Annotated in this window: 11 protein-coding genes; 5 read left to right on the forward strand and 6 right to left on the reverse strand. The window is 72.5% G+C overall.

Annotated elements, in window-relative coordinates; translation table 11 throughout:
- Positions 1-4: 4 nt before the first annotated feature.
- The 5 genes from DTO57_RS12890 to DTO57_RS14785 are packed head-to-tail and all read right to left on the reverse strand — an operon-like array spanning position 5 to position 5,550.
- Complete coding sequence (locus DTO57_RS12890) at positions 5-1,315, reverse strand: DUF58 domain-containing protein (protein ID WP_114118633.1); 1,311 nt, start codon at positions 1,313-1,315, stop codon at positions 5-7.
- On the reverse strand, positions 1,315-2,286 hold the full coding sequence (locus DTO57_RS12895; RefSeq protein WP_114118634.1) for an AAA family ATPase: 972 nt from the start codon (positions 2,284-2,286) through the stop codon (positions 1,315-1,317). The genes DTO57_RS12890 and DTO57_RS12895 overlap by 1 nt, the downstream gene beginning before the upstream one ends.
- A complete protein-coding gene (locus DTO57_RS12900; protein ID WP_114118635.1) occupies positions 2,283-3,437 on the reverse strand; it encodes a DUF4350 domain-containing protein in 1,155 nt (384 codons plus the stop codon). Before DTO57_RS12900 ends, DTO57_RS12895 begins: the two co-directional genes overlap by 4 nt.
- A complete protein-coding gene (locus tag DTO57_RS12905; protein ID WP_114118636.1) occupies positions 3,434-4,081 on the reverse strand; it encodes a DUF4129 domain-containing protein in 648 nt (215 codons plus the stop codon). The genes DTO57_RS12900 and DTO57_RS12905 overlap by 4 nt, the downstream gene beginning before the upstream one ends.
- Positions 4,078-5,550 carry a DUF7847 domain-containing protein gene (locus DTO57_RS14785; protein WP_162785771.1) on the reverse strand — a complete coding sequence of 491 codons (1,473 nt, stop codon included), beginning with the start codon at positions 5,548-5,550 and terminating at the stop codon, positions 4,078-4,080. Before DTO57_RS14785 ends, DTO57_RS12905 begins: the two co-directional genes overlap by 4 nt.
- Before the next feature lie 83 nt (positions 5,551-5,633).
- Here DTO57_RS14785 and mtrA point away from each other — a divergent pair, with 83 nt between their 5' ends.
- The 5 genes from mtrA (at position 5,634) to hpf (ending at position 11,218) form a co-directional block, all read left to right on the forward strand.
- The gene (gene mtrA, locus DTO57_RS12915) at positions 5,634-6,314 is read left to right on the forward strand and encodes an MtrAB system response regulator MtrA (RefSeq protein WP_114118638.1); all 681 of its coding nucleotides are present in this window, start codon (positions 5,634-5,636) and stop codon (positions 6,312-6,314) included.
- Complete coding sequence (mtrB, locus tag DTO57_RS12920; RefSeq protein WP_114118639.1) at positions 6,314-7,978, forward strand: MtrAB system histidine kinase MtrB; 1,665 nt, start codon at positions 6,314-6,316, stop codon at positions 7,976-7,978. Before mtrA ends, mtrB begins: the two co-directional genes overlap by 1 nt.
- On the forward strand, positions 7,975-9,711 hold the full coding sequence (locus DTO57_RS12925; RefSeq protein WP_114118640.1) for an LpqB family beta-propeller domain-containing protein: 1,737 nt from the start codon (positions 7,975-7,977) through the stop codon (positions 9,709-9,711). Before mtrB ends, DTO57_RS12925 begins: the two co-directional genes overlap by 4 nt.
- Positions 9,712-9,788: 77 nt before the next feature.
- On the forward strand, positions 9,789-10,427 hold the full coding sequence (locus DTO57_RS12930; protein ID WP_114118641.1) for a ComF family protein: 639 nt from the start codon (positions 9,789-9,791) through the stop codon (positions 10,425-10,427).
- A gap of 128 nt (positions 10,428-10,555) precedes the next feature.
- Positions 10,556-11,218 (forward strand): ribosome hibernation-promoting factor, HPF/YfiA family, encoded by a 663-nt coding sequence (hpf, locus tag DTO57_RS12935; RefSeq protein ID WP_114118642.1) that lies wholly within the window; start codon positions 10,556-10,558, stop codon positions 11,216-11,218.
- A 71-nt stretch (positions 11,219-11,289) separates the two neighbouring features.
- On the opposite strand, the gene DTO57_RS12940 is transcribed toward hpf, so the two are convergent.
- A complete protein-coding gene (locus tag DTO57_RS12940; RefSeq protein ID WP_114118643.1) occupies positions 11,290-12,744 on the reverse strand; it encodes an ABC transporter substrate-binding protein in 1,455 nt (484 codons plus the stop codon).
- Between the last annotated feature and the right edge of the window lies 1 nt (position 12,745).

The following is a 12,745-nucleotide window of genomic DNA, read 5'->3' on the forward strand; positions in this document are numbered from 1 at the left end:
GGCGTTATAGCCTGCCGGCCTTCTTCAGCGCGAGGTACCGGTCGGCGATGCGCGGCGGCAGCGACTCCGGGGCGTCGGCGAGCGCCTCGACCCCCGCGCGGCTCATGGCGCGGGCGACGAGCTCGGCGTCGCGCACCGTCGCCTCGGCGGCAGCCGCGCGGTAGAGGTCGGTCACGGATCCGCCGGCGCGCGCCGCCTCGCCGAGCTCGGCGTCGGTGACGGTGCCGACGAGCACGGTCGTGGATCCGCCAGGCAGCGTCGCGAGGCGGGCGAGGAACCCGCGCGACGCCGATACCGACTCCTGCGCCGTGAGGATGACGACGAGGCTCGGGCGGCGCGCGAGGCGCCGCGCCTCGGCGAAGGCGTGATCCCAGTCGGTGTCGATGAGCTGGGCCTCGACGCCCGCGAGGGCGTCGGAGATCTCGGGGATCAGGCGCGGGCCGTCGACGCCCGTGACGCGCGCCCGCACGACGCGGTCGAAGGCGAGGAGATGCACGTGGTCGCCCGCGCGGTTCGCAAGCGCGGCGAGCAGCATGGCCGCCTCGAAGGTCGCGTCGAGGCGGGTCTCGTCTCCGACGCGCGCGGCGGCGGTGCGGCCCGTGTCGACAATGATCGTGACGTGGCGGTCGCGCTCCGGCCGCCAGGTGCGCAGCATCGTCGCCGTCGACCTCGCCGTCGCGCGCCAGTCGATCGAGCGCACGTCGTCGCCGCGCACGTACTCGCGCAGCGAGTCGAACTCGGTGCCGCGCCCGCGCACCTGCAACGACGTGGATCCGTCGAGCTCGCGCAGCCGCTGCACCCGGCTCGCGAGGTGCCGGCGCGCCCGGAACGGGGGCAGGATCCGGATCGCGCCGGGGGAGGGGAGCGCGCGCTGGCGGCCGGCGAAGCCGAGCGGCCCGAGCGTGCGCACCGCGACGAACTCGCTGCGCAGCTCGCCGCGGCGGCGCGGCGCGAGCGGGATCGCGATCGTGCGCGACTCGCGGGCCGGGATCGTGACCGGGTAGCGCTCGCCCGCGGATCCGGCGGTCGGCTGCCAGCCGTCGCGCACCCGCGCGCGGACGAGGCGCGAGCCCGTGTTGATCACCTGCAGGCGCGTCGGCACCGCGTCGCCGAGCTTCGCGCGCGCGGGCACGTCGCGCGAGAGCTCCAGCACCCGCGGATCCGGTGCCCCGAGCACATCGATCGTGACGATCGCGGCGACGAGCAGGATCCAGGCCGCGAGCACCGCCCACGGGCTCGCGCCGGCCGCGCCGAACACCACGACGGGCACGACGCCCGCCGCGACGAGCAGGGGGAGGCGGCCGGTGACGTACATCAGCGGGGGACCGGCGTCGTCTGCACGACGCTCGCGAGCACCTGGTCGGCCGTGACACCCTCGATCTCGGCGTCGGGTCGCAGCTGGATGCGGTGGCGCCACACGGGCGTCAGCATGGCCTGCACGTGGTCGGGCGTGATGGCGGGGTACCCGCCGAGCCACGCCCAGGCCTTCGCGGCGGCGAGGAGCGCGGCGGCGGCGCGGGGGCTCGCGCCCACCGCGACGGAGGCGGCGTCGCGCGTCGCGCGGGCGAGGTCGACGATGTAGGCGAGCACGTCGTCGGTCGAGCTCACGGCGTCGACCGACGCCTGCGCCGCGAGGATGTCGGCGGGCGTCATGGCGGGGCGGATCGCGTCGAGCTCGCGCGGGCGGAAGCCGTCGGCGTGGCGGCGGAGCACCGCCACCTCGTCGTCGCGCTCGGGCACGCGGATCGTCAGCTTCAGCAGGAAGCGGTCGAGCTGCGCCTCGGGCAGCGTATAGGTGCCCTCGTGCTCGATCGGGTTCTGCGTCGCGCACACGAGGAACGGGTCGGGGAGCGCGCGGCTCACGCCGTCGGTCGAGACCTGGCGCTCCTCCATCGCCTCGAGCAGCGCCGATTGCGTCTTCGGGGGCGTGCGGTTGATCTCGTCGGCGAGCAGCACGTTCGTGAAGACCGGGCCCTCGCGGAAGGTGAACTCGCCCGCCTTCTGGTCGTAGATCATCGAGCCCGACACGTCGCCCGGCATGAGGTCGGGCGTGAACTGCACGCGCTTCGTGTCGAGGCCCAGCGCGCGGCTGAAGCTGCGCACGAGCAGCGTCTTCGCGACGCCGGGCACGCCCTCGAGCAGCGCGTGGCCGCGGGCGAGCAGCGCGATCAGCAGGCCGGAGACGGCGCCGTCCTGCCCGACGACGGCCTTGCCGACCTCGGCGCGCACCGCGAGGGTGGCCTGCCGCAGGCGCTCGGTCTCGGCTTCGGTTGTGGGCTCGGTCATCGTGAGCGTCCTTCCCAGGTGTGTGAGTCGTCGAGTGCGGCCTCGATCTCGCGCAGGCGCGCGCCGATCTCGGCCAGGTCTGTGTCAAGCGCGGGCGTCGCCGTGAGGACCTCGAGGACCTCGCGCGGATCGCGCCCCGTGCGGGCGGCGACCGCAGCCGCGAGGGCCTCCGGATCCGCCTCGGGCGAGAGGCCCGTGCGGCGCGCCATGCGGGCGGAGGCCCCGCGGCGCAGCGCGTCGTAGGCGTGCGCGGGGTCGACGGCGCGGCGGTAGAGCCGGGCGCGACCCTCGAGGGTCTCGGAGGCGCGCACCGTCACCGGCAGCGCCTCGGCGACGAGCGGGCCGAAGCGCCGCCCGCGCCAGAGCGCGGCCGCCACGAAGCCGACGATGCAGAGCAGGATCACGGGCGTGACCCACGTCGGCACGATGTCGCCGAGGCTCGAGGCGCCGCCCGTGAGCTCGGCGCCCGAGGGGGCGTACCAGGCGACGGATCCGGTCTCGGCCAGCAGCCCGAGCGCGAGCGCCGCATGCCCCGCCTCGGCGAGGTGCTCGTTCGTGACGATCGCGCGGCCGTCGAGGGCGAAGACGGTTCCGTCGGTGACGAGGGCGTATCCGTCGTCGACCGGGAAGCAGCCCGTCGCGTCGCCCGGCGTATATACCTCGCCGGGAATGATCGATTCGGCGCGTACCGCCTCGGGAATGTCGCACGCGGCGTCGACGGGCGAGCCGTGCCCGGATCCGGCGAAGCCGAGGCCGGGGAAGAGCTCGTCGAGCGCGGCGAAGTCGGCGCCGAGGACGACGGTGCGCGGGGCCGCGTCGGCGAGGCGGCGCAGCCCGTCGAGGTCGATGCGCGCCGCGTCGGTCACGACGAGAACGGCGCCGTCGCGAGCCATCTGGGCGGCGTCGTCGGCCGAGGTCGTGGCCTCGACGTCGACGCCCTGGCGGTCGAGTAGCGCCGCGAGCGCCCGCGTGCCGTCGTAGCGGGGGCTGTCGATCGAGAGCGGCTCGGGCTGCGTGTAGTCGTACCGCAGCATCGCGAAGAGCGAGCCGATCACGACGATCGCGGCGACGATGCCGACCCACGACCAGACGCGGCGGCCCAGCGGGGCGCGCGGGCGCTCGGCGGACTCGACCGTGGCGATCAGGCTCATGCGAACGCCGCCCGTGCCGCGATGGCGGGCGAGGCCGCGGCGACCCTCGCCTCGAGCTCGTCGAGCGCGCGGGCCGCGTCGGCGGATCCGTGCCGCCGCAGGTACCGCACGTCGTCGAAGAGCGCCGCCGACTGCGCGAGCTCGCCCGCGAGGTTCGGGAAGAACACGCCCGCGTCGGCCGCGAGGGCGCGCGCGGTCATGCCGGGCGGGGCATGCAAAATGCCGCGCTCGTCGAGGCCGCGCGCAAGAGCCCGGAAGCGCATGACGATCGCCTCGTCCCAGTCGCCGCGCGCCGCCGCCGCGGCGGACGCGGCGCGCAGCTCGGCGGCCGAGAGCGCGTCGTCGTCGAACACGGCCGCGGATCCGCCGGATCCGGTGCGGTGGTCGCCGCGCGGGCGACCCCAGATCACGAAGGCGAGCACGATGCCGCCGAGTACGATCGCGACGATGATCACGGCCCAGATGGGGCTGAACGCCCCGCCCGAGAGATTCGGGCTGAGCAGCCGCTGGACGAACTCACCGATCGCCCGGGCGACCTTATCGAAGAGCGTCGGCTCGGTCACCTGATAGACGGCCTTGCTGAGCTCCTCCTCGGCCCACTCGCGTGCCTCGTCGGCGTCCGGGAGCGCGGCGAGCGAGATCATACGGGCGGCGCCGGGGGCTGCTCGCGCGGGTCCGGATCCGCCGGGCGCGGGGGCGCGGCGCCTTCGGGCTGCGCCGGATCCGCCGCGGACGGGGCGGGTGCCGGGGGCTGCGGTGCCGCGGGAGCCTGCGGGTCCTGGGGCGCCGGGGCGTACTGGCCGTAGCGGGGCTGCTCGGGCGGCTGCTGGCCGTAGGGCTGTTCGCCGTACGGGGGCTGGCCGTACTGGGGGTGGCCGCCGGCCTGCTGGCCATAGGCGGGCTGTGCGTAGGTCTGCTGCCCGTAGGTCTGCTGGCCGTAGGCAGGCTGGCCGTAGGCGTTCTGGCCGTACTGGGGCTGGCCATAGGTCTGCTGCCCGTACTGCTGCGGGTAGGCCGGGTACTGCGGCGCCTGGGCTCCCTGCGCGGCGTAGGGCGACGGCTCGGCGCCCTCGATGAACGCGTAGGGGTCGTCGGCGTCGCCGCGTGCCTCGACGTAGCGGCGCATGCGCAGGTCGATGCCCTCGTCGCGCATGCGCGCGTCGATGTAGGTCAGCACGCCGCCGGCGCCCGTGACGATCGTCAGGATCGACGAGATCGCGAACGAGATGACCGACGTGATGCCCAGCAGCACGAAGCTCATCGTGGCGGCGACGCCGAAGTTCGACCCGCCCTCGCCGAGCGGGATGAGGGTCGTCATGATGAGCGGCGTGAAGAACGACATGACGCTCGAGACCGCGCCGGCCACGATGTTGGTGATCAGGTAGAGCAGCGCCGCGACGCCGAACGTCGACCAGAACCGGCCGCGCGTGAGCTGCCACGAGCGGGAGATCGCGCGGAAGGGACGCACGCCCTCGAGCACGATCGCCGCGGGCACGAGGTAAAGCTTGGTGCCGAGCCACGCGTAGACGACGAGGCCGCCGATGATCTCGGTGAGGAGCAGGATGACGAAAAACACCCAGCTGGTCGGGGTGTTGGCGACGCCGAGGAAGACGAGAGGTAGCGCCAGCAGGAAGACCGCGACGAACACGGCCAGGCCCATCAGTAGTGAGTAGCCGAAGAGCGGCCAGAACGCCGGCCGCACGCGCCGCCAGAGACGGCCGATCGACGCCTTTTCGGCGAGCGACGCGTGCCCGACCTCGGCGACGACGAAGCCCTGCGCGATCGTCGTCACGGTCGCGAGCACGATCGACAGCACGAGGGTGCCGATCAGGGTGATCGCGCCGGCGCCCCAGAGGAGGTCCTCGAAGTCGGCGGACGACGGATCCACGGTGTCGGCGCGCGAGAATGCGGCATACGACATGCCGAACACGGCGGCGAGGAACAGCGTCATCGCGAGCGTCTGCACGCCCACAACAAAGAGCAGCAGCACCTTCGGATTGCCACGGATCACCGTGAAGGACCGGCCCATGATGGTGCCGAATCCATATGGATACAGGGGGACGAGGCCCTGCCGGGGAGCGGGAGCCCAGCCGGGGGCGGTGGTGTTCGTCACGATGAATCCTCCTTAGCCATCCATCGTTCCATACCCCGCGCGCCGCGGGCCGCCCGCGAGGCGAGACGCCTAGACTGGGGCGCATGACTGGTCGCATTCTCGTGGTGGACGACGACACCGCCCTCGCTGAGATGATCGGCATCGTCCTCACGGGCGATGGCTTCGAGACGTCTTTCTGCGCCGACGGCGCCCTCGCGGTCGACGCCTGGCGCGTCCAGAAGCCCGATCTGGTGCTTCTCGACCTCATGCTTCCCGGCGTCGACGGCATCGAGATCTGCCGTGAGATCCGCGAGGAGTCGGGCGTGCCGATCATCATGCTGACGGCCCGCACCGACACGACCGACGTCGTGGCGGGGCTCGAGGCCGGCGCCGACGATTACATGGTCAAGCCCTTCAACCCGAAGGAGCTCGTCGCCCGGATCCGCACCCGCCTGCGCCCGCTCTCGCCCGAGGGCGGCAAGACGCTGCGCGTCGCCGACGTCGAGATCGATGTTGTGGCGCACGAGGTGCGACGCGGCGGCGAGTCGATCGCGCTCACCCCGCTCGAGTTTGAGCTGCTCGTGGCGCTCGCCTCGAAGCCGCAGCAGGTGTTCACGCGCGAGCAGCTGCTCGAGCAGGTGTGGGGCTACCACTACAAGGCCGACACGCGCCTCGTCAACGTGCACGTGCAGCGCCTGCGCTCGAAGGTCGAGCTCGACCCGGACAACCCCCGCGTCGTGATGACGGTGCGCGGCGTCGGATACCGCGCCGGCGCGACAGCCTGATGACGGGCACGCTCGGCGGGAGACTGCTGAGCCTCGTCCGCCGGCCCATGCGGGCCTGGCGGCACTCGCTGCTGTTCCGCACCGTCGCGATCGCGGCGGGGGCGACGACGCTCGCGATCGTCATCGCGACCGTCTGGGCGACCCTCGCGATCCAGTCCGACCTCTTTAACGCGCGCAAGGATCAGATCCTCGCCGACACCAAGCGCGCCGTCGACTTCACGCAGTCGGCCGTGTATCGGCAGACGGCGCCGACCGATCGCGCCGCCGTGCAGCAGATGCGCAACTCGATGACGAGCAACCTCGCGACCGCCTCGTCGACCGAGCTCATCCTGGGCCTGCCGATCAGGGGCGCCTCGACCTCCGACGCGCCCGCGTCGTTCACGCTCTACGGCAGCCAGCTCGTCGAGTCGATGCTGACCGACGGGCTGCGCGAACAGGTGCGCTCGCGCCCCGAGACGCAGTGGTACCAGTCGATCGCCCTGCCGGGGGAGGACGGGCGCCCCGTGCCGGCGATCGTCGTCGGCCAGCAGCTCGAGATGCCGAACGTGGGCGTCTACGAGGTCTATCTCGCCTACCCGCTGAACGACGTCGCCGAGACGGTGCGCTTCGTGCAGGGGGCGCTCTGGGTCATGGGCGCGGCTCTCGTCGTGATCGTCGGCGGCATCGTCTGGCTCGTCATGCGCTCGGTCGCGACTCCCGTCGCCGGCGTCTCCCGGGCGAGCGCGCGCCTCGCCGCCGGAGACCTCGCCGCGCGGCTCGACGTGGTCGGCGAGAACGAGCTCGCGACCCTCGCGCTCGCGTTCAACCGCATGGCCGACAGCCTCGAGAGCCAGATCCGCGAGCTCGCCGAGCTCTCGCTCGTGCAGCAGCGCTTCGTGTCGGACGTCTCGCACGAGCTGCGCACGCCGCTGACGACGATCCGCCTCGCGGCCGGCGTGCTCTACGGCGACCGCGAGGAGTTCGACCCCGTCACGGCGAGGTCCGCCGAGCTGCTCTACGACCAGGTCGGCCGCTTCGAGGTGCTCCTCGCCGACCTCCTCGAGATCAGCCGCTACGACGCCGGATCCGTCGAGCTCTCGCTCGAGGAGATCAGCATGAGCGACGTCACCGAGCAGGTGGCCGAGTCGCTCCGCCAGGTCGCGTGGGAGCACGACACCGAGCTGCGCTTCACGGGCGCGGTCGGCGACGACGTGATCCCGCTCGACCCGCGCCGCGTGCGGCGGATCCTGCGCAACCTCGTCGGCAACGCGATCGAGCACGGCGAGCGCCACCCGATCGAGATCACCGTCGCGCAGAACGAGACGGCCGTCTCGGTCGGCGTCCGCGACCGCGGCCTCGGCATGCGACCCGAGCACGCGTCGCGCGTGTTCGACCGCTTCTGGCGCGCGGATCCGTCGCGCAAGCGCACCCTCGGCGGATCCGGGCTCGGTCTCGCGATCGCGCTCGGCGACGCGAAGCTGCACGGCGGCACCATCGAGGTGTGGTCGGAGCTCGGCGTCGGAACCCACTTCGTCGTGACGCTGCCGCGCGGCGAGCATGACGAGATCGACCCGCCCATCCGCACCGTGCCGCCCGAGCAGATCGAGGCCGCCGACGGCAGCGCCGCGGGAAGCCCCACGCGCGAGACGCTCGTCGTGCGGCACGAACCGGAGGAGGACGCATGAGGCGCGCACTCGCCCCCGTCGTCGCGGCGCTGAGCATCCTCGGGCTCGCGGCCTGCACGAGCCTGCCCACGAGCGGCAGCTACCAGCCGGGCCTCGGCACCGACACCGTCGCGCAGAACGCCCGCTGGCAGTTCAACCCCAACGGCCCGGCCGACGGCGCGAGCGCCGCCGAGATCGTGCTCGGCTTCCTCGACGCGGGCGAGAGCCCCATCGGCGATTGGGAGATCGCGCGCGAGTTCCTGACGCCCGAGGCGGCCGCGGTCTGGGATCCGAACGCGCGCGTCACGATCGACGACGTCGACGAGCGCGACGTGAGCGACATCGTCACGGACGACGACAGCGACACCTCGGGCGACGTCAGCACGCGCGTCACCTCGGTCGGCTCGCTCGACGAGACGGGCCTCTACACCGTCGAGGAACAGACGGTGCGATCGCTCGACTTCGAGGTCGTGCAGGTCGACGGGCAGTGGCGCATCTCGTCTGCACCCGACGGCATCGTCGTGCAGAGCGGAAACTTCACGAACGTGTTCCTGCCGCAGACGCTGGTGTTCTCGGGCCTCGAGAACCATCTCGTGCCCGACGTGCGCTGGTTCCCCGACGCCGTGTCGCCCGTGCGCCGCGCCCTCGAGGAGCTCATCGACGGCGGCCCCGCGCCCTGGCTCGACGGCGCCGTCACGAGCGCCTTCAGCGGCATCTCCTTCGAGGGCGTTCAGGTCGACGACGGCACCGCGACGGTGTCGCTCTCGTCCGAGGCCGCCGACGCGTCGAGCTCGCGGCGCGCCCGCATGCAGACGCAGCTCGAGCAGACCCTCTCGTCGATGAACGTGACCTCCGTGCGCATGACAGTCGACGGATCCCGGCTCACGGGACCCACCGACACGATCGCGGAGGAGGAGCCCGACGCGCGCGCGATCGTCATGACGAAGGACGACTTCGGGTACCTCGCCGGCGGCGAGATCGAGGAGATCCCGGGGCTCAGCGACGTCATCCGCGAGCGGTTCACCCCCGAGAGCGAGCAGGCGGACGACGACCCCGCGACCTCGATCACGGTCGCGCCCGACCTCAGCGGCGCCGCCGTGCAGACCGAGAGCGGCGTGCTGTGGTGGATCGAGGCCGAGGCAGAGACGTTCGAGCCCCTGACCTTCGAGAGCGGATGGGCGGCGCCGACGCTCGATCCGTTCGGCTACATCTGGTCGGCGCAGGACGGCGACGAGGACCGGCTGTGGGCGTGGGGCGCCGACGACAACCCCATCGGCCTCACGACCGACCTCTCGCTCACCGACATCACGTCGATGTCGGTGTCGCGCGACGGCGCCAGGATCGCGATCATCGGGCACCGCGACGACCAGCCCGTGCTCGTCATCGCCTCGCTCAGCCGCGATGGCGACGGCGTGCCGACGGGCCTCGGCGGCGTCGAGAGCATGAGCCACCTCGAGGCCGACGGCACCGACGTCGCCTGGGTCTCGTCGACGATCGTCGCCGCGTCGATGTCGGGCGACGGGCGCACCCTCGTGCGCGAGCAGCAGGTCGGCGGCACCTCCGAGCGCCTCACGGCGTCGTTCACGTCGACGTCGCTCACCTACGGCAACGCGAAGCAGCGCGAGCGCCTGCTCGCCGACGACGGCTCGCTCTACATCCGCTACCAGCGCACCTGGCAGCAGGCCGGTAGCGAGGTCGAGGTCTTGGCGACCCAGGTCGGCGCGCCGGACACCGTCGTCGACGCGCAGCCGTAACGATCCACAGGCCTCTGAGGGACGGTTTTCTCTCCACAGCCCCGCCGCTCGGGGCCGCCCCGCGGCACGATGGCGAGATGACCCCGCGGATCACCGGCGCGCTCGCCGAGGCGCTCGCGTTTCTCGTGCCCGTCGCGTGCGCGGGCTGCGGCGAGGGCGGATCCGCGCTCTGTGGGCGCTGCGCCGCGGCCCTCGCACCCGATGTGCGGCGCGTCGATCTCGGATCCGGCTTCGCGGTCTTCGCCGGGCTCGACTACGAGCGGACGGCGTCGAGGGTGATCCGCGAGCTGAAACAGCACGGCCGCGTGGGGCTCGCCCGCGACCTCGCGCCGGCGCTGCGGGCCGCCCTCGCGGCCGCGGCCGGATCCGGCGGCCCCGTCGTGGCGGTGCCCGTGCCGCAGGGGAGGCGGTCCGCGCGGGCGCGCGGTTACCGCGTCGTCGAGCTGCTCCTGCGGCGCGCGGGTACGGATCCGGTGCGCGCGCTCGCCTGGCGCCGCCAGGTCGCCGACCAGCGCGGGCTCGGGCGCGACGCCCGCGCGCGGAACCTCTCCGGCGCGCTCGCCGCGCGGATCCACCCCGGCACGCGCGTCGTCATCGTCGACGACGTCGTCACGACGGGCTCGACGATGATCGAGGCAAGGCGCGCGCTCGAGGCCGCTGGCGCCGTTGTCGTGGGGGCGGCGGCGCTCGCGGCGACCCCAAAACGACGTCCATGAACGCGAAGTGACACGCCCGTAAACATCTTTCGGGGAAAAGAGTGACAGACCGTGAATCTGGCAATACGGTGGGGGCAAGAAAGCGACATGGTTCGCTCACTCCGGGCGAACCGGAATGGGAGGCAGAGATGGACACGAGCATCGTCGGTGTGGGCGTCAGCGTCACCGAACGGTTCCGTACCGTTGTTGATGAGAAGGTCGCGCGGGTGCAGACCCTCGCGCCCCGGGCAGACTCCCTCGATGTCAAGGTGACCAAGTCGGCGCATCACCGCGGCCGGGTCGAAGAGACCAAGGTCGAGCTCACGGTCACCGGCAAGGGCAAGGTCGCCCGTGCGGAGGCCCGCGCGGAAGACAAGTTCCAGGCCTTCGAGGAGGCCCTCGACAAGCTGACGAACCAGCTGCGTCGGGTCAAGGACAAGCGCGTCTCCGACCGCCAGCGTCCGCACGGTGCACACCTCGAGAAGGGCACCGGATCCCTGGAAGGCATCGACATCACCCCCGTCGATGTTGACACGCTCCACGCCGTCGCGACCGGCACGATCCCGGTCCAGGCAGACGACGAGACGGAAGAGAACTACTCGCCCGTCGTGATCCGCACGAAGTCGTTCGAGCCCGAGTGGCTCACGGTCTCGCAAGCGGTCGACAAGATGGAGCTCGTCGGACACGACTTCTTCCTCTTCATCGACGCGAAGACCGACCGCCCGAGCGTCGTGTACCGCCGCCGCGGATGGGACTACGGCGTGATCGAGCTCGAGACCGAGGCTCCGCCGCAGGTCGAGCAGGCAGCCTGACCGAGAGAGAAGTGCGGGGCCGCGGGACTTTTCCCGCGGCCCCGCTTTCTGCGTCTATCCGGCTTTCGTGTCTATTCGGAGCGTTCGATGCCGGCGAGCACGAACGGCCCGGCGAGCGGGTAGCCCGCGACGTCTTCCGAGGCGATCATGATGCGCGGCTCGAGGAAGAGCCACTCGCTCGCGGCCTCGTTCGCCGCCGTGAGATCGATGAGCCGTAGGAGCTCGGCCTGCTCGGCCTCGTTCGAGAGCGACTCGGCCTGTTCGGCCCAGCCGAGCACGTCGGGGTTGCGGTAGCCCCACCAGTACCTCGGGTCGCCGAGGCCTGCGACGCGGTGGTCGCCCGAGACGGTGCCCAGGGCGAGCGTGAAGTCGCGCCGCGACTCGACGCGGTCGCGCCACTCGGCGGCGGTGATCCGCTCGACGGTGGCCTCGATGCCGGCATCGTTCAGCTGCTCGGCGATGAGGTCGGCCGCGTCGGCGAGGGGCCCGTCGGTCACGAGAATCGGCGCCGTCACGGGCTCCGCGAGCCCCGCCTCGGTGAGGAGCGCAGGAACCGCGTCGGGCTCGAAGGGATCCAGCGCGGAGAGGTCCTCGTGCCACGGCTCGCTCGGCAGCGCCATCGATGAGATCGGCGTGCCCTCGTCGCCCCAGAGGGCCTCGCGCACCGCGTCGTCGTCGATTGCCGACGAGAGGGCGCGGCGCACGCGCGGGTCGTCGAACGGGGCGACGCTGTCGTTGAACGCGAGCAGCACGCGCGTCGTCGATGCGGCCTCGCTCACGACGATGCCGTCGCCCGCCGGGTCGTCCGCGGGCGGCGCCATCGCGGGGGCGATGTCGATCTCGCCGCCCCGGAGCGCGGCGACGAGGTCGGCCGCGGCCGGGTACGCGCGGAAGTCGACGCGGGCGTTCTTCGCCGGATCCTGCCAGTAGTCGTCGCGGCGCTCGAGGCTCAGGCTCGTGCCGCTCGAGAACTCGCCGATCGTGTACGGGCCCGTGCCGAGATCGTCGTGCCGGATCCAGACACCCGCGAGGGTGTGGGGGAGCGACACGAGCGGGCGCGCGAGCGTGATCTCGACGTCGTCGTCGACGGCGGTGACCGCCGCGACCTCGGATCCGTCGCCGATGAGCGGCACGAGCGAGTCTACGACGTCGGCCGCGGCGAGCGGCGAGCCGTCGGAGAACGTCGCGTCGGGCTGCAGCGCGATGGTGTAGACGAGCCCGTCCTCCGAGCGCGTGAAACCCGATGCGAGCAACGGCACCGCCTCGCCGGTCTCGGCGAGGCGGAAGAGCGACTCGTACACGTTGCCCGTCAGGGCCTCGGCCGATCCCGGATCCGCCGGGTCGGCGAGATCCTCGGCGACGTGCAGGGTGCCGACGGTGATCGTCGCGTCCTCGTTGACCGTCGTGCCGGGCGGGGGCGCCTCGGGGCCGCCCTCCGGCGGATCCGGCGGCGCGGCCGTGCACGACGCGAGCGCGAGCCCGGCTGCCAGGAGCGCGGGCGCGGCGAGGCGGCGAACGAGAGGCATA

Origin of the sequence: Microbacterium sorbitolivorans, assembly GCF_003327285.1 — a bacterium.
Taxonomy (GTDB): domain Bacteria; phylum Actinomycetota; class Actinomycetes; order Actinomycetales; family Microbacteriaceae; genus Microbacterium; species Microbacterium sorbitolivorans.